The organism is Nostoc sp. UHCC 0302 (assembly GCF_038096175.1).
Classification (GTDB): domain Bacteria; phylum Cyanobacteriota; class Cyanobacteriia; order Cyanobacteriales; family Nostocaceae; genus UHCC-0302.
This window is the reverse complement of record NZ_CP151099.1, coordinates 1200574-1225629: the sequence shown is the minus strand read 5'-3', so window position 1 is coordinate 1225629 and position 25056 is coordinate 1200574. Positions and strand designations below refer to the sequence as shown.

The window sequence follows — 25056 nt, the reverse complement described above, 5'->3', positions numbered from 1 at the left end:
TTAATTATATGCAATGGCTTGACGCGCTCTGGAGTCATATCAAATCCAGTAGCATCATTTCCCCTGCCTTTGTAAGGGGATCAAGGTTTCAGACTTCAGTGCCTAAGACCTAAATTTGATTGCGGAAGTATTTCAACTTCGGCGCCTATTTGTAAAATTTTTCCGGCTTCTGATGCGGATAATCGTGTATTGACACTCAATTTGTAAAAGTGATTAAAGCGAGATGAAGCTACCCATTCTGGCAAAGTTGCTTGGCGCTGTTTGGCAAAGATTTTCTGAAAGTTTGTATAAGCTTCCCCTAACTGAGAATCGCGTGTTGGAACTATACAACGCTGACATGGATTAACCCCAAAAAAGTAAACATCTCCCACTCGAAAGGAGACTACATCGTCTTGTTGAGTAAATAACTGATCTTCCCAAAATGCTGGTACACCAGCAATCTCGATATTGGCACGCATCCGACGACGTACTTCATCAACACTCAAACCGGGAAACCAGGAAGCCACTTCTATTAAGCTTGCTGTACTAATTACCGTTGGCCCTGTTGAGCTTTTATCATCAGGAAAGCCTGTCAGAGAGTTTTGCTCTAATGTCACAGCAAATCCAAAAAAATCGCTCAAAGTCATTTCTAGCGCTTGCTTTTCATCATCTAGATGAAATTGCTTTGAATCACTACCGGGGATTTGTAACGAGATAGTTCTATTTGATAGTTCAAACTGCGATGTCCCCAATGAACTGGCGTAAGATGCCCGTAGTAAATGAATTTTGGCATGACGCTTACCATTGACCAAATTTGGAACTTCGTCAAAAATAGCAAACTCTCGGTCATACTGTAATGCACCACTGGCTAACACTCTGGCATTCTCAACTTCAACGCCATCCAGTGACTTAACTGGATATATTAAAATCTTCGCTAGGTAAGGCATTATACCAGTTTTTGATATTGGAGCCACTGGGCTTACAAAGTTTAAGAGATTTGTAGATACCCGGAGGGTAGTAGCAATAGACTTGTCCGAAAATTCCAAAGCCAGACTGTTCAAAGCTTTGGGGCAAAACTTTGATATCTTCGTAAATACGTAATTATAAGGCTTTGAGATAGTTAGTGATAATTTAGAGGCATAAAAATTAACTCCTAATTTCTAAAAATTTATGATTTTTGCTACTAGCTAAGTTGGCAGAACTAAGCTACCAATTCTTAACCTAACTAATCCGCAAACTGTTAAAATAATCTGCTCATACGTCTCAAGCTTTAAGCGAAATCTTTGTGAGGCTATGCGGAATATTTTAAGTAATCGAATCAAATGTTCAATGAATATCCGATTACTAGATAAAGCATTATTTTCATCTTTTTGCTGTTGAGTTAATTCTCGTTTTGGTTTCTTTTTATGAGGAGTAGTGATATTCTCACCTCCTTGAAAGCCTTTATCACCTGAAAAGGGTTGAGATTTATCAAATTTATTTTGAGATTGACGAAACAATTTTATATCTGCTGTTGGCCAAGGAACACCTACTTCTACCTCTACAATATCTTTGCCTTCTGGTATGCCAATTATCAGACTTTTTAATGTATGTTGTCTCTTCTTTCCAGAAAAATATTTCTGTTGCTCTTTTTGGTCAGAATCCCTATATATTGGCTGTTCTAAGCTATCGACTAATAGCCTAAAATTTGTTAATACTTCTTGAACAAATAGTAAATCACTTTCATTATTTGATACTTGTTCTAATAAACTAGCAGGTAATATATCACGAAGAATTGGTATCCAGTCGTGAAATGTATCATTAGCTTCGGTTTTGGAAACACCAAATAGCATTCCTAATACTTGGAATGTTGGCATCTGTCTTAGATAAAATAGACATAAACATACTTGTTCTTCGGTTGATAACTTTTCGGGACGACCACCACCAGCCGCATTAATTCTAATTTTATGACTCTCTTGTTTAGCTTTGATGTATCGATTTCGTTTTAAGGCGCAATTTAGCAGTGATTGCAATTGTTCGTAACTAATCCCTAAAATCTGTTTTGTTCGTAGTGGATACTTTTGTATATAATCTAAAATCATAACTAATTGTGGAAAATGGTAGACGCCCAATCTAACGTTTTACCATTTTTCTTTTCCTAAGTTAATATTTCGGACAAGTTTAATTGTTATAATTTTAAATTAAGAGCCTTATATTAATCAGGTTTCTGTAACTAACTTTTAAATCAATTTTATTGAATCCGTATTTTGTATAAAATATTTACTCAATGGTGGACTTTTCCCAGGCTTCTGCCTGGGAACACGGTTGCCCGGATTTTTTAGATTAGTGCTAATTGCCCACTTTTATGAGTAAATAGCCATTCATCTTCTAATCTCAATATCCAACACCGAGATCCCAACCTCAAATATTAACTTCTATGGGTATATTGGTGATTTATCAATACTTCCAACATGATTTAGCGGCCAGAAGCGAAGTACAGCACGACCAATAATATTTTGGCGTGGAACAACACCCCAGCAACGGCTATCGTAGCTACTGTTACGGTTATCACCTAGCACTAAATATGAGTCGGTTGGTATTGTCTTGGGTGTTTTCAAGTAAGGAGGCTGCTGTCCTGATAGGCAGACATCAATAGCTGTACGCTGTGCGGAAGATAAATAATTTTCCTCTTGCAAGGGTTTATTGTTTATATAGACTCTACCATCCTTAAGTTCTACTTTGTCTCCAGGTAAGCCAATTACGCGTTTAATAAAAGCATCCTGGTATTGCTCTTTTTGTAGTTCTTGCGTAGGTGAAAATACTACAATATCTCCTCGTTGTGGGTCAGAAAATTTATACTTCAACTTATCGACAATAATTTTGTCTGCTTCCCACTGGTTTGGCGTACCATGCAGAGTCGGTTCCATAGAGCCAGACGGAATCCAGCGTGCTTCGGCAACAAAGGTACGAATTCCCAAGGCTAAAACAATGCTCAAGATAATTGTTCTACCTAGCTCAGCGATCCAAGAATTATCAGGTTGTTGACTAGAGTTGTTATCAGACACTTGATTTTGCATGAAAGTACTTAAGTAAAGGCAAGATACAGGTAATTAACTCACTGAGGGAGACTTTATTTGTTAATCTTAACGGGAGAAGTTTAAATTATTGGTTAGGTTGGCATCTTTACAAAGAGATCCATAATTTAAAAATAAACTTTTTTTTAGCGTGCAGCAAAAATTGGTTACTCAGAGGGCAATAAAGTTTAACCTTATAAGGATAGTTATCTGTCAAGCATAGGCAGTCTTTGCTGTAATTTATATGGAGTCAATAGGCAAAATTTTAGCTTTGACTACATTTTGAATTTTGAGATAAATCTGAGCGCCGACTTTTGGCAATCAGAACTTCTACGATGGTCGACGCTGCGCGTAGCTGGCTTCCCCGTAGGGGTACAGTGATTATTAATTTTGAATTGCTTAGTGCCATGTCATCTCCAACAAGTTTACTGATTCGCCACGCCCGTATAATTCTACCCAATGGTGACTTCATCATTGGGGATGTGCTGACGCACGATCGCCAAATAGTCGAAGTTGCACCAGAAATCTCCCAGGCAACAGCAACCACAGAAATTGACGCACAAGGCTTAACTTTGTTGCCAGGAGTCATAGATCCGCAGGTGCATTTCCGGGAACCAGGGCTAGAACACAAGGAAGATTTATTCACTGCCAGTTGTGCCTGTGCCAAAGGGGGAGTTACCTCTTTTCTAGAAATGCCGAATACGCGCCCCCTGACTACTACGCAACAAGCTTTAGACGACAAGTTACAACGTGCCTCTAATAAATGCTTGGTTAATTATGGCTTTTTTATCGGGGCAACAGCAGAGAATTTACCAGATTTGCTTTTGGCCAAACCGACACCAGGAATTAAGATTTTCATGGGGTCGATGCATGGTCAGTTACTGATTGATGGTGAAACAACACTAGAGGCAATATTTGCTAAAGGTCAGCGTTTAATTGCGGTTCATGCCGAAGACCAAGCTAGAATCAACCACCGGCGTCAAGAATTTGCTGGTATTCATGACCCAGCAGTTCACTCCCAAATTCAAGATAATCAAGCGGCTTTATTAGCGACGAAACTGGCATTAAAACTTTCTCACAAATACCAACGTCGCTTGCATATCTTACATATGTCCACAGCAGAAGAGGCAGAGTTGCTGCGTCAGGATAAACCAAGTTGGGTGACAGCAGAGGTGACACCACAGCATTTGGTGTTGAATACCAGTGCCTATGAGAAGATTGGCACGTTAGCACAAATGAATCCACCATTGCGATCGCCTCATGATAACGAAGTTCTCTGGCAAGCTTTGCGCGATGGCGTAATTGATTTCATCGCCACAGATCATGCACCGCATACCTTAGCAGAGAAAGCGCAAGAATATCCTAATAGTCCTTCGGGAATGCCTGGGGTAGAAACTTCCCTGGCTGTAATGTTAACGGCGGCGATGGAAGGACGATGTACTGTTGCCCAAGTTGTTAAGTGGATGTCTACGGCTGTGGCTGTAGCTTATGGTATTCCGAATAAGGGGGCGATCGCTCCTGGTTATGATGCCGATTTAGTGCTTGTAGATTTGAACACTTACCGTCCAGTCCAGCGCGAGGAACTGTTAACCAAGTGTGGTTGGAGTCCTTTTGAAGGCTGGAACCTTACAGGATGGGCTGTAACAACCATTGTCGGTGGTCAGATTGTTTATGATAAAGGCAAATTAAATACAGAAGTACGGGGTCAAGCTTTAACTTTCTCGCCGTAAGTATAACTTCTAATAAACAATCTTTTTTATTGCGCTGGCTTGGGCTTGATAGTCCTCCATGCCGAATTGTCACATCATAAAGGTGAAAATGTCAGTTCGTTCTTGGAGACGTTGAAAAAGACATCATTCCTTTAAAACCTCACCCTGCCCTGACCTTGGTAAACGTGAATTCGATAAGTGCTATCTTGACCTCTCCCCCAGCCCCTCTCCTACGAGGAGAGGGGAGTAAAACCATGATTTTTTCGTTGCTCCTCCCTTTCCGCTTCGGAGAGGGAGGTTGGGAGGGAGAGGTTCATCGAACTCACGTTGGTAAGGAGAGGGTAAGGTTTTGCGTAGCAGAACCAGGGTGAAGTTTTGTTGATCTATTCGATAAACTATAAATTCCCATGATAGAGACTTATACGCACACAGTAGCCTTTATAAGGGGCATAAATGTTTCAGCCTTTAGTGCGTAAGTCCTATTCATGGTTGAAGTTTTCCATGTAACGGTAATTGTCTTTCACCTCAAAGGAGTCGTCTGTCACAAGTTTGACAGGCGCAACAGGCGACTTCGGTTGTGCAGAAATTTCAATCATGTTTCTCTCCATGCTTTTTCTGCTTTTTTAACTTTATGGATCTATCATTTTATCTTCATAAAAAAGTTGTAAATACTGATATTAAAATATCTAAATAACATCTTTCTGTCGCGAAATATAACTTCATAATTCAAGATAATTAGTGCATCTACTTAGAAATACATAATTGAAGTAAATAACCCTTAAATATTAGGACATTTTAAAATTTCTATCCTGTATAAATACGTTAATAGTTAATTAATATTATCTTGGCAACCGTGTTATTTCTAGATATAAATATAAGAATTTATAGAAAAATAGTTTGTTTAAATTAATTTACCTGAACAATCAAAAATCAGTGTCTTTAATGTATAGATATTGACTTAAAGTAGGGCATACTGAGAACAAGGATAAGTTAAACATCCTTTATATATCAAGAGTTCTTATTCATTTAGTTTTAGACAGTTGAGATAACAATGTTAGTAATTCTTTTTGGTGAGCGTGGTAGTGGTAGATAGGAAGAGTCTAGAATTCTCCATCAACCGTTTTTAGATAAATTTTTACTGTCTTAATAAATGTTAGTTTTTATTTCTCAGTTATCTTTTTCATAATAAATGACCAATTACTGAGAAATAAAATATTATATATACCAATCCTAAATAGTTCGTGAATAGAAAGATTCTCAACTGCCTAGATAAACGGAGAATCTGAGCCTTGCGAGATTCATAAAGAAAACAGGATTGCTATATGTTAATAAGTTGGAAATGACATCAGATAGCGGTGATGAATTCGCTAATAGTGCAATTAAATGGCGTAACTTCAGCTTGACGAGTGCTGTCATGTGCATAAGTCAAACATACGCTCAAATAGCGATCTGGCTTGTAGGGCATTCGTTCTGCCCATTCAACCGCCACAAGTCCTGGCGTAACCTCAACACCTTCCCAGTAGCTTTCTAAATTCAAAGCGGCAACTTCTTGTGGTTCTAAACGATATAAGTCTAGGTGGTAAAGGGGAAAGCGTCCTTCTGTATACTCATTAATGAGAGTGAAAGTAGGACTGACAATGAGTTCATTGATTCCTAAACCTTTCCCAATACCTTGAACGAGAGTAGTTTTACCAGCGCCTAAATCACCTTCTAGTAAAATTACACTGCCAGCACTCAGGGATTCGCCAAGAGTTATACCGAAACGTAGCGTAGCTTCTGCATCAGCAAGAAAAATTTTCATGGTGGTGGAGATGCGAGACGGGAGGAGGGGGACAATGGGAACAAAGAAGAATGGCAAATGACTATGTACAGACGCGTAGACGCTCAAAGAGCGGCTTCTCGTAAGAGTATGATCGCGTCTCTACTTCCCATGATGCACTCGACTGTACCAACGCAATAAAACTCGTGCGAGTTTCTGCGGATTATGACGTACGAAACCAATCTCATCTTCATACAAAACGTTAGCTGGGACAATGCGTCGTCCCAGTTCAGATACGGCTTCTCTATCTATAAAAACGGGATGAGAGTTTTGTTCGGCGTAGCGGATGAGAGATCGCTCAGAGGGGGATTTTTTGTGTACTAGTACAGCATCAAATAACCGTCTATCTCCACAAGCTGCATCAATGGCTCTAATATGGTCAGCAACAGTGTATCCTTCTGTTTCTCCTGGTTGAGTCATGATATTGCAGACATAAATGCGGGGGGACTCTGTTTTGGCGATCGCATCCGCAATTTCTGGAACCAATAAATTAGGAATTAAACTGGTATAAAGGCTACCCGGGCCAATAATAATGTAATCAGCTTCTTTAATTGCTTTAATAGCTGCTGGTACAGCTGGAGGATTGGCAGGAATACAGCCTAATTTGACAATTTTACCCCCAGCTTTGGGAATGCTCGATTCACCCTCAATTCGGCGACCATCGGCTAATTCTGCCCAGAGACGAACATCACTGAGAGTTGCTGGCAGTACTTGTCCCCGTACCGCTAGCACTTTGGAACTGGCCGCAACTGCCTGTTCCAAATCTCCAGTAATATCACTCATCGCTGTTAAGAACAAATTACCAAAACTGTGTCCTGTTAATCCATCTCCAGCCCGAAAGCGGTATTGAAACAATTCTGTTAATAACTTTTCTTCATCTGCTAATGCTGCCAAGCAATTGCGAATATCCCCTGGTGGTAGCACTCCAAACTCCTGGCGCAACCTTCCAGAAGACCCACCATCATCGGCTACAGTCACGATCGCAGTAATATTAGCACTATAGGTTTTCAGTCCTCGCAACAACGTCGAAAGTCCTGTACCACCGCCAATCACTACTATTTTAGGCCCTCTGTACAATCGACGATGCGCCAGCAGGACATCAATGAGTTCCTCTTCACCTTCTGGTCTTAGTACCCTAGTAATTGAGCCTACAGTGCGAGTTTGTCCCCAGAGCAATAACATAAAGCCACAAAGCAGTACCAAAGGGCCACTGATATAGTTGGGTAATATATCGGTGATTACTCCCAGAAAACCCTTAAGCAACTCAAGCAGCCAAAAAATTGGGGTTAGCTTAATCCAAATAGCCAACCCCAAACTCGCCAATATTACACCCCCAACACTAATGAGCAACCAACGTTTTACCGATAGTCCAGGCGATAGCCACTTGAACCACTGGTTAACCCGATAGGAAGTACGAGAGCGCGACTGCTTTTGCAGGGCGTTGAGGGCTTGTCTAAGAAAACCGATTGACATACCTGATTATGAGCAGTGCTACAAAAAATGTTTGACAGAAAATCTACACCACTTAGTTTAAACACCAAGTGTGGAACTATTATATTTTTCAATTCCATTACACTAAGAGGAAATCGCCAAAGTTGCCAGTATTTAATCGGGGTGTAAGGGTTTGGTAGTGTAGGAACGTATGTGAAAGGAAGAGTTGCAAGGGTTTGGGAGTGCAGGGATCTAGGTGAAGAATTAATTCTTTATCCCCTACACCCTTATTATTAGTGAATTTAATGGAAAAGAGAATTTTAGGATTAGATCCAGGACTGGCGATTTTAGGGTTTGGGGCAATTACTTGCCAACAAAGTCAAGGCAAGGTACAAGACACTACAGTTAAGGTACTGGATTTTGGGGTAATCAGTACGCCTGCGGGTACGGAAATGGGACAGCGGCTGTGTACCTTGTTCGACGATTTGCACGCTTTGATTGAGGAATTGCAACCGGATTTGGTTGCGATCGAGAAATTATTTTTCTATCGTATGTCAAGTACTATTCTTGTTGCACAGGCGCGGGGTGTACTTATTTTGGTGTTGGGGCAACGTCGTATCCCGTATGTAGAGTTTACCCCTGCCCAAATTAAACAAGCTTTGACTGGATATGGTAATGCTGATAAGTCAGAAGTGCAAGAGGCGGTAGCACGGGAGTTGAATTTAGAAGAAATTCCTAAGCCGGATGATGCCGCAGATGGTTTAGCAGTGGCTTTGACAGCATGGTATCAGATATAGCTGTTGTACGCAAACAATAAAGTTCTTTCCTAACTGGCATACAAGCATAAACACTTGAAAGCTATCTCTTTTTGCTCTCCCTATATCCCAGTTGTTGAGTCATCCCTTCTCTGGTTGGAAAAATTTTTTACTCACATAACACAGGTACGAAATATTTATAGAGTTTTGAGTTGATATTTTAAATCACGATGCTTTCAATAAACTGCAAAAGTGGTTTAGCGATCGCTGGCAATATTACCGTTGTATAGATATTTCGCAAGAACTGGCTGAAATTATTGATCAGAGTTGGGCAAGAGTTGAGTTAATCTCACCATATTACATCTACCTCAAGATAGCTTACCACTTATCCCATGAAGCGATCACCGTACTTTCAGAATTTCGCATCTCCCGCGAATTTAATAACTTATTTAATTTCCAAAAAGCCGCCGTACAGCTAAGTAATCAAAGATGTTGAAAAAGCAATACTTCTAATTGCTTGCTGAATATATCAAAAGGAATACGCGATATACCGAAATGAGAAAGCAATACCTTTAATTGCTTGCTAAATCTACTGAAATGAGTCAGCAATCACAGATATTCATAAAGCAATACCTTTAATTGCTTGCTAAATCTACTGAAATGAGAAAGCAATCACAGATATTCATAAAGCAATACCTCTAATTGCTTGCTAAATCTACTGAAATGAGAAAGCAATCACAGATATTGAGTAAGCAATTAAAGATATTGAGAAAGCAATTAGGTATTTTCAGTAAGCAATTAAAGATATTGATAAAGTAATACAAACGTTTTGATAAAGTAATCAGCAAATATACTTGACGATTAAAAATTACGCTGTTTCAATAACTCAAAAGTTTTGGTATAATTCCTCAGCCGTAACTTTATAGGGATTTAATCTCAAGTTCGGATCATATAGTTGTCATTGCGAGCCTTCGCGGTAGCGTTTTTGCCAGTAGAAGCAAAGCAATCGCAGAGACATAGTGATTGCTTCACATCATTGCGATCGCAATGACGTTTTATAATTGCTCAGCCGAACATGATAATCAGCTAAATGCAAACAAAAAAACATAAAAGTTTTCCTATCTCAGAATCAACAAGATTTTATGCAGCGGATTTCTGTAGTTGGTACTAGTGGTTCAGGTAAGACAACGTTGGCAAAGCAAATTTCCCAACGTCTCGCGATTCCCCATGTTGAACTAGACTATCTGCATTGGCAACCTAATTGGGTAGAAGTGCCAAATGATATAATGCATCAGAAAGTTACTCAAGCTTTGTCAAGCGATCGCTGGGTAAGTAGGTAGGTGCCAAAAAAGTCAGCTATGTTAAGATATGTAAAGACTGATAATGCATCTACAAGGTAGTTGGTGTATGGGTGCGCGTTTAAGGGTATTTCTGACTCCTGAGCAAGACCAAACTTTACTAAATCTGAGAAAACAGGATGTACCACAGAAAGTCAAAGACAGGGCGGAAATAATCAGGCTAAATGCACATGGTTGGTATGTAGAGAAGATAGCAGATCACTTTGATTGTCACAAAAAAACAGTCACAAAAGTTTTGCATCAATGGCAAAAACTGGGCACAGAAGGGCTTTGGGAATCTCCTGGGCGAGGGGGGAAACCAAAGTGGCTTGAGGATGACATGATATTTTTAGAAGAATGCCTCAGAAACGAGCCACGCACATACAATAGTTCTCAGTTAGCTTTGAAGTTGAAAACAGAACGCAACGTTGAGATGAGTGCCGACAGATTAAGACGGGTACTCAAAAAAAGGGGGTCGATTGGAAACGGACAAGGAAAAGCCATAAAGGAAAACAAGACCCAGTAGCACGAGCAAACAAGCAAGCAGACCTAGACATGTTGGAATTAGCTGCTGCCACTGGTGAAATAGACCTGAAATACCTAGACGAGTCAGGGTTCTGTATGTGGAGCGAACCTAGTTATACATATTACTTTAGAGGTGAGCAAAAACGGTTAGAACAGACTAAACGCCGTGGTCGCAGATTAAGTATTATCGGGCTTCTCCAACCTTTAATCAGTTTTGTTTACGGTTTAGTTATCGGTGGTGTTGACCGTAAATCTTATATAGAAATGATGGAGAAAGAAGCCAAACAAGCCCAAGAAACTGGACGTATCAGCGTGATTGTGCAAGATAACGGGCCAATACATCGCTGCCAAGAAGTTCAACAATTGTGGAAAAAATGGGAAAGTCAGGGTTTGTACATCTTTTTTCTCCCGAAATATTGCTCAGAAATGAATCCAATTGAATTGGAATGGCAACATCTCAAGAAAGATGAGTTATCCGGGCAAGCATTTGATGATGAGCTAGATCTCGCTTACGCCGTCATCAATGGTGTTCAAGCTAGAGGAAAAAAAAACAATCACAACACACATCGTGTAAAATTTAGCTCTAGATTATCAACTTAAGATTTTGTTACATAGTAGAAAATTTCGGTGCCTACCTACTTAGTAGATGGTAATTACAGCATAGTGCACGATATTGTTTGGCAACGCGCTGACACTGTTATCTGGCTAGACTATTCTTGGACAGTAGTTATGAGTCGGATTTTACGGCGAACAGTTTCGCGGGTAGTAACACAACAAGAAGTCTGCAATGGTAACCGCGAAACATGGAAAAAATCTTTCTTTAGCCGCGATTCGGTCGTTTTGTGGGCGCTGCAAACCTACGGCAAAAATCGCCAAAAATATCAGTTATTATTCCAAGAATCTGAGTATGCCCATCTTCAGGTTGTACATTTGCGATCGCCTTCAGCTGCACAAGATTGGTTATTAAGTTTGTAAATTTAAGTTTCAATACTCACTCTGTGAAGTCAACAGTCAAGAGTAGCCCTTTCAAAGTGGATAAAATTTTGTGAAAAGAATTTATCTTCTCTGTGTGTTCTCTGAGTCTCTGCGGTTCAAAAGAATTTTATTTAACCACAGAGGCGCAGAGAAGCCAGTGCGTTGCGGGGGTTCCCCTCGTTGTAGCAACTGGCGCGACACAGAGAGAGAAAACTGGAAGGGAATTCAATTTTTCCTGTTTATCCAATCTTGCCCTCCTGGTAACTCTATTAAAGTTCCTGCAACAGATCCTGGTAAATTCTTAGCTGATTGAGAATGTGTTAGAGCTAATAATTTTAATGCAGTTTGGATTAACTGAGTTCTATCAATAATTTCTGAAAGTTGAAATTGGCTGTACATACCATCTAGCACTTCTTCGCTAGCATCAGCTATTGCATCTTCAATAACTTCTTCTACAATCAAATTTGCCCATTCATCTAAGTTCACGTAATAATCTATTTCCTTCTCTTTAAGATTCATTTTTTTGATTTCTCGGACAGAATTCCGAATAGAACTTGCCCAAGAACCAGTCAATCTTTTCTCAACTTGGTTTTTAATCAGATGAATGAGCAAAATATTTAAATAAGATTGGATATTTCGCAGAATAGCCTGTTTACTCATTCCTTGTAGCTCATCTACAATTGCTAAGGCGTCTGCGTAACGTCCTTCCAGAATACTAGTTCTCAGGTCTATTAATTCCTGCGTCATTTTTTCTCACCGCCTACCTGCTGTCCCATCTTCTCTAGAAGTCGCTGAGTTAAAAGTTCAGCGACAACTGTTATAACTCCAAGTTACACACCATGCTGCTTGAACCATGCCTGAAGCCGTCTCCAACCGTCCTTGGCTTCTTTTTCACGGTAAGAAGGGCGATAATCGGCAAAAAAGGCGTGAGGTGCATCGGGATAAACGATGATTTCCGATTTGCTGCTGCTTTTTTTAAGGCGATTCTCGTTCCGAGACGCAAGGCGATCGCGCATCTGCTCTACTGTATCAAGGGTAATACCCGTATCCTTGCCACCATATAGTCCGAGAATGGGGACTTTTAATGTAGAGGCAATATCAACAGGATGCTTAGGCGTGAGTTCCGTGACATCGCCCACTAATCGCCCGTACCATGCCACGCCTGCCTTCACGTTGGGATTGTGTGCTGCGTACAGCCAAGTGATGCGCCCACCCCAGCAGAAGCCAGTTATTGCCAATTTATCGGCATTACCATTAGCTGATTTTACACCCCAGTTGACTGTAGCATCAAGATCAGATAGCACTTGAGCATCAGGTACTTTGGCTACTACTGAGCGAATTTCGTCAATATTACTTAACTTGGAGACATCGCCCTGACGGATAAATAATTGAGGTGCGATCGCTAAATATCCCAACTTGGCAAAGCGACGACAGATATCCTGAATATGCTCGTGTACACCAAAAATTTCCTGAATAACTAAGACAATTGGGAAATCTCTACCCTTTGCAGGAACTGCTCTGTAAGCAGGAATTTCACCATCTGTAACAGGAATTTTTACTGCACCTGCTACTAAACCCTTAGCATCAGTGGTAATGACTGCGGCAGAAATAGGTTGCACAGCTAGAGTAAAACCTGTTGCTAAAGTGGCAGTTGCGATAAAATTGCGACGCGTTATTTCTTTCATGATCTTTATCTTCAGCTATCTAGCCTTAATCTTACTGTTTCAGGAAAATTGCTTCTAAATTATTGATAACTAAGTCAATACTGACTTTTTGTATTGATAGAAAATTTTCTTTCTTAACTTTAAAATCCTCAATTTTGGGTATGAAGCGTTACTCCAAAAGCTCACCTGAGCTGTTTTTTAATTTTGGGCTAAAATCAATAGTTCCTGAAAATTAATTGCCATTAGTCTAACATCATTAGGAGCAAATGTAGTGTTATGTTTATTCCAGTCTTTATATCTAAAAATAATTTTATTCAATCCTACAGTCCCTTGGAATTTAAAGCTATGCTCAACCTGATCTCCCACTTCATAAGAATTTTTATTTATTGCGACTCCATTAATCTCTACATCTACATTTTGAGAAGCAATTAAGTTGATAAACTTGAAATTAAGTTTTAAAGGTTGAGATTTTGCTAATTGAAAACTAATTACAGTTTCTGGGCCTAACGCCCAACGCCAGCTATTAGATTTATTATCTTTTTCAATGTCACTTAATCCCTGGAGTGCTAAACTACGAGGTGAGTTGATTTTTATCAAATTAGATTCAGATAAATCTAGCAGAGGTTCAAACTTCAGGCTAGCACCTAATGTTAAGTTAACTTGATTTCTTAAATTAGATGGTTTTGGAATAAATTGTACTCTTCCTGCTGAAGGTACTACTGTTTCTATAACCGGAGTACCAAAACTTTTGTAGAACTTAGCAATACAATCCTCCGGTAAAAAATTTACATAAAGATTTATGCCAGCAAAGTCATTAAATTTATAAAAATCTGTAAGGAAAGACCATTCTTCTGTTTTGAAACAACGCGTTTGACGGCTCGCTTTAAAAATATCTCTGCTATCAGGGAAAAATAGCTTATCCCAACCAGCTTGAAGATATGGTTCTATTTGAGAAGGATGTAAACGTCCAAAGTACTGTCCCATCACTTTCTTTTCATGAAATCTCCTGAGAGAGAAAACTCCGGAATTTAGATGATAGTATGGGCAAAGGCTTGCAGAGCCTACTCCATTACCACCTGCTACACAGAATGGCCAATCTAATACAGCTTCTCCTGGCTGTTTCTTAATATAGTTCATATAAGTAAAAAAAGTTTTATCAAATAAGAAGTTTTTGTCTATTGAATAAGGATTATAGTTCAGCTTAATAGAGTAAGCAGTATAAACTTCAGTGCAAGCCAAACAGACTAAGAGTACTGAAACTAGCTTTCTTTGATGCTCGTGTAATCCATTTAAATTAACTTCCAGAGCAAAAAGACCAAGTATCACTGGATAAATAGAACTAATCGGTTTTCTATTAAAAGCAAGCCAGGGAAATATATTAAGTGTAGGGAAGTTGATGGGATGATAGAAAACAAAAATTATAAATATTAGAATTAATGGTAAATAGATAATAATTTTTTTATGTGCTTTCCATAAACCCATAGTAGCCACAATGAGTAAAAACCAGCCAGGGCTTCCAGCACCTATATTTTCTGGTATGTCACCGAATAATTGTTTGAAATCAATATTTGCTGGATTAAATTGTGGGAAAAAAGGTATAAATAATCTTAAAGGGTGAACCCATAAATATCCACTACTAATTCCTGTAAAGTCAAAATTTTTAGTTTCTCTCCTAATCTGTAAAATTAAAGGTATATAAATATATGCCGCAATAGTAGTTAAGATAATTAGGAAAAATGATATACGCGGATACATCCAAAATTCTTTTTTATATCTTTTAAGAATTAACAATAAGTGGTTAAAAACTAATTTACTTTTGAAGTATCTGTAGCAAACTACCACTGTAATAAAAAGGGTGGAAACTGTAAAAGAAGTTAGGGAAAAGCCAGCTATATATCCCAAATCTTGACCAAGAGATAGAACAAGCAAGCAAACTCTTACTAAAATTAGTCTTATAGATAAAAACTCTCCTAAACAAACTCTCTTAACTATTAGAAAGTCAGCTATAAAACTAAGTGTAGTCCAGTGAAGTACAGCTTTACTAATATGCACTGGATATTCTAGTACTGCATAGAAATTACCGTAGGTAACTAAATATCCAAAGCTCATAGCACGAGCATAACCATAATCTCGAAAGAGTAATATAAAGCTTCCAAATGCTGTAACTAATATAGTGAGCAGATAGTAAATTTTTAACCAAGGGCCGCTAGAAAATGAATGTAGGATAGCGTACAAAATATCTCTTTCAAGCGCCCAAGGTTGAAATACACTATTTGTTCCATAAGGGTATAAAACTTGATTATTATTTAAATTTAGTTTAGGAAGTGGTGAAAAACTAAGATTTTTATTTACATAAAATCCTATATATTCCCAAATATCTACATCGCTACCACCAGCCAAAGGTTCGGTTAGATTATTAATAAATAGCAAGCCAAAAATGCAAGTACTAATTATAAATAATAATACTAGAGCTATAAACTTGGCTTTAGTATACGAACATATCTTCATTAATTAATTTTTTATTTAAGTGGCTTTAATCATTAAAACATAGTTAGAAACGCTATAAAAACTCAAATATTCAAAAGATTTGTGTGATGTTGAGGCGAGATATAATAATGGACATAGCCGAAACTCTCATTTTTATCAGATATTTTTAGTCTCGGCGTTTTTTTGTGACTTTTTTGCTGATTCTCAATCTAACTTAGTCATCGCAACACCTGCTCGGTTTCTCATGTTTCATATCTAGCAAGCTTTTTGCCGTTTTCTAACTTTCGAACTCACGTGATTTTAGTCAAAAATCTTTTTAATTTTACCTTTTGGTGCGATTTATCTCTTCCTCGCTTGGATTACCTGCAAACTACCACCTGCATACAAAGTTGGCTCGCTCGCATCAAACCCAGTCTCACGCAGCAACAAAGTCAAGTCAGTTTTCAGTAACTGCCAAGCTGTCTCAGTCTCAAACAACAGTAAAAACAGTGTTATCCCAGGCCAAAATATCGGATTCGTAGGAGTGTGGAAATCTACCAGCGTGAACACTCCTCCTGACTTCAATACCCGATAAACCTCTTGAATAATTTTCCGCAATTGCTCAGGTTGCATCTCGTGCAGTGCAGTACTGGTATGCACCACATCAAATAGATTATCTGCAAAGGGCATATCCTCCGCAAAAGCTTCTACATAAGAAGCAGTAGGCACATTCTGCCGCGCCCGTCGCAAAGACAAAGGTGAAGCGTCTAAGCCTGTAACATTTTGTGAATGTTTTACCAAAAATTGCGTTGCTTGACCACTACCACAACATAAATCCAAAACCTGAGTATCTGAGTCAATTGTTAACCCTTGTAAAGCTAATTGCCGGAAACGCCCTTCACCGCCTACACTCAAGGCTGCTAAACGCGAGATACTATCATAAAGCCACTGATAGCGGTAACTCCAATCCCTTAAAATTGTTGCCATTCAACTTTTCCTTGCTGTTAAGCTTTATATTTAATAAAGATATATTGTTAACATTAGTAAAAAACCTGAAAAGATTGGGGGAAAGTAACTGCTATGGGTCGTGTAGGCGTCTTATTACTCAATCTCGGTGGCCCTGATAAATTAGAAGATGTCGGGCCGTTTTTGTATAACCTATTTTCCGATCCGGAAATCATTCGCCTACCGTTTCGCTGGTTGCAACGACCTTTAGCTTGGTTCATTGCCTCGCGGCGAACCAAAATATCTCAAGAAAACTATAAACAAATTGGTGGTGGTTCTCCATTAAGGCGAATTACGGAAGCCCAAGGGGAAGCTCTGAAAGAACAACTGGGTTATTTGGGGCAAGAAGCAAATATCTATGTAGGAATGCGTTATTGGCATCCCTATACCGAAGAGGCGATCGCACAGCTGACTCAAGATAATATAGAACACTTAGTAATTTTACCACTGTATCCCCAGTTTTCCATCAGTACCAGTGGTTCTAGCTTCCGGCTGTTAGAAAAACTTTGGCAAGAAGATCCAAAACTTCAGCGAATTGATTACACCGTCATTCCTTCCTGGTACAAACAATCAGGTTATCTCCAGGCAATGGCGGAACTCATAGCTCAAGAACTAGATCAATTTCCCAATCCTAATGAGGTTCATATCTTTTTCAGCGCTCATGGCGTTCCTAAAAGCTATGTTGAAGAGGCAGGCGACCCCTACCAGCAAGAAATTGAGGAATGTACTGCTTTGATTATGCAGACCCTCAATCGAAGCAATACTCACACACTGGCTTACCAAAGTCGCGTCGGGCCTGTAGAATGGTTGCAACCCTATACAGAAGATGCGCTCAAAGAATTAGGCGCAAAAGGTGTGAAAGATTTGGTAGTCGTGCCGATCAGTTTTGTTTCAGAACACATCGAGACACTACAAGAAATTGATATTGAATACCGGGAAGTCGCCGAAGAATCGGGAATTCATAACTTTCGCCGCGTACCTGCTCCCAATACCCATCCGGTATTTATTAAAGCATTAGCAGACTTAGTGATTGATGCACTGCAAAAACCCAGTTTCAAGCTTTCGCAAGCTGCCCAAATCAAAAAAATGGTGAAAATGTATCCGCAAGAAGGTTGGCAGTGGGGTTTGACTACTAGTGCTGAAGTATGGAATGGTCGTATTGCCATGCTGGGTTTCATTGCCTTAATCATCGAGATCATTACCGGGCATGGCTTATTGCATATGATTGGACTTTTGCAGTAGAGGGTATTGTGTACTGGGGACTGGGGGCTGGGTATTGGTCAGGAGTCAAGGGTCAATAGTTATTATTCTTCCTTATTTCCTTGTCCTCCTAATCCCCAGTCCCTAATCCCTAGTCCCCAGTCCTTGTCCCTTCCAATACCAGTCATACCATTGCTTAGCACTACGAAGTGCAAACCATAAGAGGACTAAAGCAATCAATCCTCCTTGCCAAGGAGCATCGAAGGCAAACAGCACGAGAGCAACACCCAAAGTATCTTGAAGGAAGACTGCCCACAAGGGTAAACCACGCAAGCGATAGAACCAACCAACTTGAACTAGCTGGAGTACTAAAGCTAACAAACCACCAATTAAAGCAATGAGCCAGTTTGGTGTTGCTGTTGCCGAAGCTACTGCTAAGCCCATGATTGCCCCTACAAGGGGAGACAATAACAACTGAACTACTTGTAGTACTCTTTGTCCTGTAAGCTTTTTTGAAGCAAATAGTTCAACTAGCGACCAGATGGTAAGTAAGCCTAACAAGACTGGCGGAGAAATGTGCGATAAAATTGGCACTTGTGACCAAAAATGACTGCCCTGCAAGAGTCCAATTATCAGCAGAGGTATGCCGATTCTCATTCCTGCTGCCGCTGAGGCAGAAAGCGTGGCTAAGATTTCAATCATCTGGGCGCTCAAAGGGCTAATAAATAAGCCAGGATTTGTTATTTATACTACCCATTGCTGCCGATAATTCCAGCACTTCTTTTTAGGGAGTGGGGAGTGGGGATTGGGGATTGGGGAGTGGGGAGTGGGGACAAGGGGGACAAGGGAGAGAAGAATGACCAATGACAAATGACAAATGACCAATGACCAATGACAATTAGAACTAAATTCCTAACCTCTGGTAAACTGCTTCTAGATGCTTAAGATGCTGCTGGGGGTCAAAAGATATTTCAAGTTCTGCTGGAGACAACTTTTGAGTAACACGCGGGTCGTTGCTAATCAATTCCTGGAAGTTGCCTTCTGGCTTATTCCAAGCAGCATGAGCACTTTCTTGGACGATCGCATAAGCTTCTTCGCGTTTGAGTCCTTTATCTATCAACGCTAGTAGCACTTTCTGGCTAAAGACAACGCCGCCATAGCAGTTGAGATTTCGTTCCATGTTCTCAGGATAAACTAGCAGGTTTTTCACCAAGTCGGTTATTTCTACAAGCATGAAGTGCGTCAAAATGCAAGCATCTGGCAAAACTACCCGTTCTACAGAACTGTGAGAAATGTCTCTTTCATGCCACAGGGCAACGTTTTCTAAAGCTGCGCCTGCATGACTTCTGACGAGTCGCGCCATTCCTGTTAGTCGTTCGGAACGGATGGGGTTACGCTTGTGCGGCATGGCACTAGAGCCTTTTTGACCTTTGGCGAAGAATTCTTCGACTTCGAGAACGTCTGTTTTTTGGAGATTGCGAATTTCGACAGCAAAACGTTCAATAGATGCGGCTATTAAAGCTAATTGCTGCACATAGTCGGCATGACGATCGCGGGAAATAACTTGTGTTGAGGCTGTATCAGGTTTAAGTCCGAGTTTTTGGCAAGCGATCGCTTCTACGCGTGGTTCAATATTGGCATAGGTTCCCACTGCACCAGAAATTTTCCCGACAGCGATGGTTTCCCGAAGAATTCTTAAACGTTCTTGATGGCGCAATACTTCCGCTAACCATCCAGCTAGCTTAAAACCAAAGGTAATGGGTTCAGCGTGGATACCATGCGATCGACCAATCATCACCGTATGACGATGTTCCTTTGCCTTTTGGCGAATTGCCTGAATCAAATCTTCCAGATGTTGCCACAACACATCTAAACTGGCAACTAATTGCAATGCTAAAGCCGTATCCAAGACATCCGAACTTGTTAAACCCAGGTGAATATAACGTCCAGCATCACCCACGTATTCGTTAACATTGGTTAAAAAGGCGATGACATCGTGGCGGACTTCAGCCTCAATTTCCAATACCCGTTTCGGGTCAAAATCTGCCTTTGCCTTAATTTCTTCAACCGCCTCAGACGGAATGTAACCTAATTCAGCTTGAGCCTCACAAACAGCAATTTCTACTTGCAGCCAAGTTTTTAGCTTATAGGTTTCACTCCACAGATTACCCATTTCGGGTAGAGTATAACGCTCAATCACAGTTTGGCACAGAATACAACCGTCATATTTTACAGTTTAATTAGTGTAGATCGCTTTTTAACTCTATTTTTGACTCAGCTTTTTGCTCAGCATTGGAAGTACTTTTTGAGTCTAAGGTGATGATACTAATGCTACCATCAGCCTCCATATATGCCAGTTTCACATCAGTGATAAATTCTACACCTTGCTGACGTAACTTACTCATCAACTCTTCTTGTGTGATCAACTCCTGTTGCAGATGGCGCTGAATCATCCGACCATTTTTTACCAACAGCAACGGCGGCGGATTAAGAAAGCGCTGGAACTGAGGAAGTTTATAACCCAACCAATTGAGCAAGTAGCTCCAAAAAATGACAGTTCCTACCAGGATAGCCCCTTCAGTAATCGATGTATAGTGACTTGCCATAGCGTTTTGGGCGGCTTCCGCAAATAGCACAACCACAAGTAAATCGGTAATTCCTAAAGTTCCTAGTTGCCGGCTTGGAAGGAAGCGTAACACTGAGAACAGTGCTAAGTAGACCAGCGATCCACGTATAATTAACTCAAAGACGCTGATACTAGGAATAAAAATTGCCTGCCAATCGATAAAAAACCATTCCATTAGCGATAATTTCTCCCTATTTCAGGCTTAAGCTTTATTTATAAAACTTGAAAAATCTGATTTTCCTTTTGATTTACAGCAACTTTAATTAATTTGATAGCAAATCTTAGATGGTGCGGCACTTGGCGACAACACACCCTACAAATATGTTTACACTAAAATTTTTCGTTTTATTTCATTTTCAAATATTACTTGGAATGGATAAATTGTCAGCATTGAGTAATTAAAACCGCTGATTTTTTTTCTGTTTTAAGCGCTTGGGCTTTCTAAAATACTGAATAAAGCGATTCATTAAGTTAGAAGAACGCTTTTTCTTCGTAGGCGGTTGCTCAGTCTGATTAGTGCTATTGAGTTTTGCATTATTAGCAAGAGGTATGGCATTTTTATCTGGAACTATACCGCTGCCGTATTTTCTGGCATAAACTTGAGTAAATTCAGCACCAAAAAAGAGAATCTGGGCGGCATAGTTAACCCAAGCTAAAATCACGACTAATGAACCAGCAGCACCGTAGGCTGAACCAAAACTGCCATTACCTAAATATTGTCCTAATAAAAACCTACCTATTGAAAACAAAAATGAGGTGAGAATAGCTCCAATTAAAACATCACTCCAAGTAATTTTGACATCTGGCAGTACTTTGAATATTAAACCAAACAGTACGGTAGTGATGCTAAAAGAGATGATGAAACTGACCAGTTGCCAGAGAAAATCAACGCCCGGTAGCAGATTACTAAAGTATGTAACTATTGCTGACAACGCTGTACTAATTACTAGAGAAACTAAAAGTAGAAACCCAATACCTAGCACCATCGCAAAAGACAGAAAGCGTTGGCGGACGATGTTGTTGACGCCACGTCCTGGTTTCGGTTTCACCTCCCAGATTGTGTTGAGGGAATCTTGCAACTCGGTAAATAATCCAGTAGCACCTAATAGTAAAAGTGCAAGACTAATAAGTGAGGCGATCGCACCTGTTTGGGGTTTGTTAGCGTTGGTAATCGCCGTTTGGATCAATTCTGCTCCATCTCTGCCAACTAAACCTTGAATTTGTTGGACAATTTGACCTCTTGCCGCCTCTTCTCCAAATACTGCGCCGGCGATCGCAATTACAATAATTAGCAACGGCGCTATCGAAAAAATCGTGTAATAAGCTAACGCCGCCGCTAACCGTGAAGCTTTATCTTCACTCCATTCTTTAAATGTTTCTTGAAACAACTCCAAAATCGCCTGCAAATTCATCCCATCAGTCTCCTTATCAGAGGAGAACGCTAATTTACCTGATATATTTGATACTGATTTACTATGTAAAAGCATCTTCCCAAGGGTATTTGTCAAGCATCCTTGAGACAGAATTTAACGGAGTATTTAATTTGTTTGACGGGATTGTCTGCAAATAATGACTTTTTAGTAAGCTAAACAATTGAGATTAAATTTTTTACCTCCATTCACCTTGTAAAGTGAAAGCAGCCCAGTAATAAGGTGCAGCATATTCTTGAGTACGCCATATTTCTAATTGTGCTGCCCGCAACGCTGCGGCAGGCTTTAATCCTGCTTTTAGCATTTTGTTGTAAAAAACCTTCATTAGTTCCGATGTTGCTTTGTCATCGACACTCCACAGACTCACCACAACTCGCGGACTACCTGCATACATAAACCCCCTCGTTAACCCCACTAATCCTTCTCCTTTGACTTCCTCACCCAGTCCGGTTTGACAGGCGCTTAGTACCACTAGTTCTGCTTGGAGGTTGAGGTTAAAAATATCGTGCAAACGCAAAAAGCCATTTTGCGGCATTCCCTTGTCGTCGAATAGTGATAACACTACTCCTGATAATTCTGGATGCTTGCTATTAAGAATGCCATGAGTGGCAAAATGGATGATACGATATTGACTTAAATCTTTGCTACTGGCTGTAGTGCGACTAGCAGTAAAGTCAAAAGCTTGTTTGCGATCGCTCGGTGATACAAGAGAAAGAATTTGCTCGGCTTCTTGGCGCGTAAAGGGTAAACGCTCAAAATTAATGTTGGAATCTTTAGCGGATCTTGTTAAAGTCAGGCTATCTAAATTGCTTCCTGATTCAGGTGCGCGAGATACTTGTACTTTACCTTGGAGTCGCTCATCATCACTACTAAAAATTGCATCTGCTAACACAACTAATGTTTTCGGCGCAGATTTGCGTTCTTTGTGTTCACGTCTAAGAATAGCTACTGTAGAGGCTGAGGGTAAAGTAATTATTTCATGGTTGAGCAGTAATGGTTCATAGTTGCTTCCCTGCGAAATAGATGTAGTTAATGCAGCAAATGGCACATACTGCAAAGCACCATCGCTGACGATTACTAAACGTTTCTTGCCTAATTGTTGGGCTACTGGTGCGAGTATTAACTGAGATAGAGCATTTATAGATGGGCTATTTTTGAGATATGGCGTGGTTATAGCTTGACGGAACTTTTGGACGCTAGCTTCAATGTCTGCACGCTTAGGCAATTCATAACTAGTAATGCTCTTATTTGTAACTGCCCAAAGATAACTGTGCTTTTCTCCCAGAGAATATTCTAAAAGCAAGGTATTTTCATCAAGGACTTGCTGCTGAATTTGTGCCATTGAAAGAGGTTGAGGTTGAGTTAGTGATGCATAACGTGGACTAGTGGCGCGAATCTTTGATTGGATTTGCTGATACTGTTCTAGAATTGCCTCATTTTCTTTTTCTAAAACTTGCACTTGCGCTTCAGTATATTTGCCACCCAATAACTGTATGCGACGTTTTTCTAAAGTATCAAGTTGTTGCTGTAAGTTGCGCTCTTGCGAAAGTAACTTTGGTTCGACACCTTGACGAATATCGGCGTTAGCTTCTGTGAGCAGTTCCAAAAGACTACGGGCGCGGGCGCGTTCGCTGGTTTGCAATGCTAACCCATCATATCCTTGAGATGGTTGCTGTTTGTGCAGCTGCATCAGCAAATCGATATAGAACTGGTAATAATTCTGCACTGTCGCAAAATAGGAAGCGCGAAGTTCCTGAGAATCAATTTTAGTACGTAGGTCTTCAACAATGTTGATTACTGTTTTGATCTGAGTTAGGGCTGCATTAAGATTGCCTTGATTGCGTTGAACAGAGGCGATGTTATGAAGAGTTTGAGCTTCTCCTCCTCTGTTCCCTAACTTTTGATATAAAGGCAGAGATTGCTGGAAGAAATCTAGTGCCTTTTGATGTTCTGCCAAATTTAAGTAAACTCTACCAATGTTATTGAGGTTAGCAGCTAACCCTAATTTATTTTCCACAGATTGAAATAGAGGTAAGGATTGGTGGAAAAAATCCAGTGCCTTTTGGTGTTCTCCTAAATTTAAGTAAACTGTAGCAATATTGTTAAGGATACGAGCTTCCCCTAATTTATCTCCTATCTGTCGTCTAAGAATCAGGGATTGTTGAAAATAAGAGAGTGCCTTTTGCTGTTCTCCTAAATCTAAGTAGACTGTACCAATATTGTTGAGGGCGCGAGATTCTGCTGACTTGTCTCGCAGTTGTTGATGTAAAACCAAGGATTGCTGGAAATAATCTAATGCTTTTTGTTGTCCTCCCAAATCTAAGTAGACATTACCAATATTATTAAGAGTACGAGCTTCTCCTAGTTTGTCTCCTACTTGCTGTCTAAGTAACAAAGATTGTTGGAAATAATCTAATGCTTTTTGCGGTTCTCCTGAATCTAAGTAGACATTGCCAATGTTGTTGAGAGTAATAGCTTCCCCTGCTTTATCTCCCATTTTTCGCTTGAGTACCAAAGCTTGGTGAAAAAAATCTAGTGCTTTTTGGGGTTCTCCTATATCTGAGTAGACATTGCCAATGTTGTTCAGGGTAATAGTTTCTCCTGTTTTATCTCCTATTTGTCGCCTGAGTAATAAGGCTTGATTTAAATAAGAGAGTGCTTTTTGCTGTTGCCCTAAATCTGAGTAAATTTTACCAATGTGAGCAAGGGTAAAAGCTTCTGATTTCTGGTCGCCTATTTGACGATATAGTGAAAGTGCTTCTGTAAATTTGGCGATCGCTTGCGTTAAAGATTCTGCTGTTCCTTGCTCATATAGTTGCTTTGCCTGCTGATATACTTGTTCAGCAGCACTAGTTGCATCTGGCGAAGTTGTCTGTGTTAACTGTGCAATATTTCCCGAATACTGTTGAGCATTTACCACACTCGATTTTGAAAAGAACAAGATGCTGGCAAAGACAACAGTACGAGCCGCTACAAATGGAAGAAATTGCCATTGTATTGAATCATTTATCTTCCATTTACTCATAAAGACACCTTTATTCTCTCGCGATTTAATAACTTCTTAGATTTAGAATTCCCAGAA

At 39.9% G+C, this 25056-nt stretch carries 20 protein-coding genes; 6 read left to right on the top strand and 14 right to left on the bottom strand.

Features of this window, described 5'->3' with window-relative positions; all coding sequences use genetic code 11:
- Window positions 1–95 precede the first annotated feature (95 nt).
- From WKK05_RS05100 to lepB, 3 genes are all read right to left on the bottom strand, one after another.
- The gene (locus tag WKK05_RS05100) at window positions 96–926 is read right to left on the bottom strand and encodes an MOSC N-terminal beta barrel domain-containing protein (protein ID WP_341528692.1); all 831 of its coding nucleotides are present in this window, start codon (window positions 924–926) and stop codon (window positions 96–98) included.
- A gap of 240 nt (window positions 927–1166) precedes the next feature.
- Window positions 1167–2060: a transposase family protein gene (locus tag WKK05_RS05095; RefSeq protein ID WP_341528691.1), complete on the bottom strand. Its 894-nt coding sequence runs from the start codon at window positions 2058–2060 to the stop codon at window positions 1167–1169.
- A gap of 333 nt (window positions 2061–2393) precedes the next feature.
- Window positions 2394–3035, bottom strand: a complete 642-nt coding sequence (gene lepB, locus WKK05_RS05090; RefSeq protein ID WP_341528690.1) for a signal peptidase I — start codon at window positions 3033–3035, stop codon at window positions 2394–2396.
- A 404-nt stretch (window positions 3036–3439) separates the two neighbouring features.
- Here lepB and WKK05_RS05085 point away from each other — a divergent pair, with 404 nt between their 5' ends.
- Window positions 3440–4762, top strand: coding sequence for a dihydroorotase (locus WKK05_RS05085; protein WP_341528689.1), 1323 nt, complete (start codon window positions 3440–3442; stop codon window positions 4760–4762).
- Window positions 4763–6086: 1324 nt separating this feature from the next.
- Here WKK05_RS05085 and tsaE read toward each other — a convergent pair.
- On the bottom strand, window positions 6087–6542 hold the full coding sequence (gene tsaE / locus WKK05_RS05080) for a tRNA (adenosine(37)-N6)-threonylcarbamoyltransferase complex ATPase subunit type 1 TsaE (protein ID WP_341528688.1): 456 nt from the start codon (window positions 6540–6542) through the stop codon (window positions 6087–6089).
- Between the two features lie 120 nt (window positions 6543–6662).
- Window positions 6663–8033, bottom strand: coding sequence for a gluconeogenesis factor YvcK family protein (locus tag WKK05_RS05075; RefSeq protein ID WP_341528687.1), 1371 nt, complete (start codon window positions 8031–8033; stop codon window positions 6663–6665).
- Window positions 8034–8296: 263 nt separating this feature from the next.
- Between WKK05_RS05075 and ruvC the strand changes: the two genes are divergently transcribed.
- The 4 genes from ruvC (at window position 8297) to WKK05_RS05055 (ending at window position 11583) form a co-directional block, all read left to right on the top strand.
- On the top strand, window positions 8297–8788 hold the full coding sequence (gene ruvC / locus WKK05_RS05070) for a crossover junction endodeoxyribonuclease RuvC (RefSeq protein WP_341528686.1): 492 nt from the start codon (window positions 8297–8299) through the stop codon (window positions 8786–8788).
- Between the two features lie 1064 nt (window positions 8789–9852).
- Complete coding sequence (locus WKK05_RS05065) at window positions 9853–10086, top strand: NB-ARC domain-containing protein (RefSeq protein ID WP_341531023.1); 234 nt, start codon at window positions 9853–9855, stop codon at window positions 10084–10086.
- 67 nt (window positions 10087–10153) lie between these two features.
- A protein-coding gene (locus tag WKK05_RS05060; protein WP_341525019.1) for an IS630 family transposase occupies window positions 10154–11208 on the top strand; the annotation gives its coding sequence in 2 pieces (ribosomal slippage) (window positions 10154–10546 and window positions 10549–11208; 1053 coding nt in all).
- A gap of 27 nt (window positions 11209–11235) precedes the next feature.
- Complete coding sequence (locus WKK05_RS05055) at window positions 11236–11583, top strand: hypothetical protein (protein ID WP_341528685.1); 348 nt, start codon at window positions 11236–11238, stop codon at window positions 11581–11583.
- A 225-nt stretch (window positions 11584–11808) separates the two neighbouring features.
- Here the strand turns inward: WKK05_RS05055 and WKK05_RS05050 are convergent, their stop codons facing one another.
- From WKK05_RS05050 to WKK05_RS05035, 4 genes are all read right to left on the bottom strand, one after another.
- Window positions 11809–12330 (bottom strand): DUF29 family protein, encoded by a 522-nt coding sequence (locus WKK05_RS05050; RefSeq protein WP_341528684.1) that lies wholly within the window; start codon window positions 12328–12330, stop codon window positions 11809–11811.
- 83 nt (window positions 12331–12413) lie between these two features.
- On the bottom strand, window positions 12414–13268 hold the full coding sequence (locus WKK05_RS05045) for a dienelactone hydrolase family protein (RefSeq protein ID WP_341528683.1): 855 nt from the start codon (window positions 13266–13268) through the stop codon (window positions 12414–12416).
- Between the two features lie 177 nt (window positions 13269–13445).
- The gene (locus tag WKK05_RS05040; RefSeq protein WP_341528682.1) at window positions 13446–15647 is read right to left on the bottom strand and encodes a hypothetical protein; all 2202 of its coding nucleotides are present in this window, start codon (window positions 15645–15647) and stop codon (window positions 13446–13448) included.
- Window positions 15648–16073: 426 nt separating this feature from the next.
- On the bottom strand, window positions 16074–16700 hold the full coding sequence (locus WKK05_RS05035) for a class I SAM-dependent methyltransferase (protein ID WP_341528681.1): 627 nt from the start codon (window positions 16698–16700) through the stop codon (window positions 16074–16076).
- Window positions 16701–16793: 93 nt separating this feature from the next.
- On the opposite strand from WKK05_RS05035, the gene hemH reads away from it, so the two are divergent.
- Window positions 16794–17960 carry a ferrochelatase gene (gene hemH / locus WKK05_RS05030; protein WP_341528680.1) on the top strand — a complete coding sequence of 389 codons (1167 nt, stop codon included), beginning with the start codon at window positions 16794–16796 and terminating at the stop codon, window positions 17958–17960.
- 102 nt (window positions 17961–18062) lie between these two features.
- Here the strand turns inward: hemH and WKK05_RS05025 are convergent, their stop codons facing one another.
- From WKK05_RS05025 to WKK05_RS05005, 5 genes are all read right to left on the bottom strand, one after another.
- Window positions 18063–18620, bottom strand: coding sequence for a DUF4126 domain-containing protein (locus tag WKK05_RS05025; protein WP_341528679.1), 558 nt, complete (start codon window positions 18618–18620; stop codon window positions 18063–18065).
- A gap of 202 nt (window positions 18621–18822) precedes the next feature.
- Complete coding sequence (gene purB / locus WKK05_RS05020) at window positions 18823–20118, bottom strand: adenylosuccinate lyase (RefSeq protein ID WP_341528678.1); 1296 nt, start codon at window positions 20116–20118, stop codon at window positions 18823–18825.
- A 40-nt stretch (window positions 20119–20158) separates the two neighbouring features.
- A complete protein-coding gene (locus WKK05_RS05015) occupies window positions 20159–20719 on the bottom strand; it encodes a YetF domain-containing protein (protein ID WP_341528677.1) in 561 nt (186 codons plus the stop codon).
- Between the two features lie 223 nt (window positions 20720–20942).
- Entirely contained in the window at window positions 20943–21956 is a 1014-nt protein-coding gene (locus WKK05_RS05010; protein WP_341531022.1) for a YihY/virulence factor BrkB family protein, read from the bottom strand.
- A 196-nt stretch (window positions 21957–22152) separates the two neighbouring features.
- A complete protein-coding gene (locus WKK05_RS05005) occupies window positions 22153–24999 on the bottom strand; it encodes a CHAT domain-containing protein (RefSeq protein ID WP_341528676.1) in 2847 nt (948 codons plus the stop codon).
- Window positions 25000–25056: the final 57 nt, after the last annotated feature.

Excerpts from the sequence above, each read along its gene's own strand:
- WKK05_RS05025 (WP_341528679.1), bottom strand. The coding sequence starts at position 18,620 with ATGATTGAAATCTTAGCCACGCTTTCTGCCTCAGCGGCAGCAGGAATG.
- WKK05_RS05075 (WP_341528687.1), bottom strand. The coding sequence starts at position 8,033 with ATGTCAATCGGTTTTCTTAGACAAGCCCTCAACGCCCTGCAAAAGCAG.
- ruvC (WP_341528686.1), top strand. The coding sequence starts at position 8,297 with ATGGAAAAGAGAATTTTAGGATTAGATCCAGGACTGGCGATTTTAGGG.
- WKK05_RS05095 (WP_341528691.1), bottom strand. The coding sequence starts at position 2,060 with ATGATTTTAGATTATATACAAAAGTATCCACTACGAACAAAACAGATT.
- hemH (WP_341528680.1), top strand. The coding sequence starts at position 16,794 with ATGGGTCGTGTAGGCGTCTTATTACTCAATCTCGGTGGCCCTGATAAA.
- WKK05_RS05010 (WP_341531022.1), bottom strand. The coding sequence starts at position 21,956 with ATGAATTTGCAGGCGATTTTGGAGTTGTTTCAAGAAACATTTAAAGAA.
- WKK05_RS05015 (WP_341528677.1), bottom strand. The coding sequence starts at position 20,719 with ATGGAATGGTTTTTTATCGATTGGCAGGCAATTTTTATTCCTAGTATC.
- WKK05_RS05045 (WP_341528683.1), bottom strand. The coding sequence starts at position 13,268 with ATGAAAGAAATAACGCGTCGCAATTTTATCGCAACTGCCACTTTAGCA.
- WKK05_RS05050 (WP_341528684.1), bottom strand. The coding sequence starts at position 12,330 with ATGACGCAGGAATTAATAGACCTGAGAACTAGTATTCTGGAAGGACGT.
- tsaE (WP_341528688.1), bottom strand. The coding sequence starts at position 6,542 with ATGAAAATTTTTCTTGCTGATGCAGAAGCTACGCTACGTTTCGGTATA.
- WKK05_RS05085 (WP_341528689.1), top strand. The coding sequence starts at position 3,440 with ATGTCATCTCCAACAAGTTTACTGATTCGCCACGCCCGTATAATTCTA.
- lepB (WP_341528690.1), bottom strand. The coding sequence starts at position 3,035 with ATGCAAAATCAAGTGTCTGATAACAACTCTAGTCAACAACCTGATAAT.
- WKK05_RS05005 (WP_341528676.1), bottom strand. The coding sequence starts at position 24,999 with ATGAGTAAATGGAAGATAAATGATTCAATACAATGGCAATTTCTTCCA.
- WKK05_RS05035 (WP_341528681.1), bottom strand. The coding sequence starts at position 16,700 with ATGGCAACAATTTTAAGGGATTGGAGTTACCGCTATCAGTGGCTTTAT.
- WKK05_RS05100 (WP_341528692.1), bottom strand. The coding sequence starts at position 926 with ATGCCTTACCTAGCGAAGATTTTAATATATCCAGTTAAGTCACTGGAT.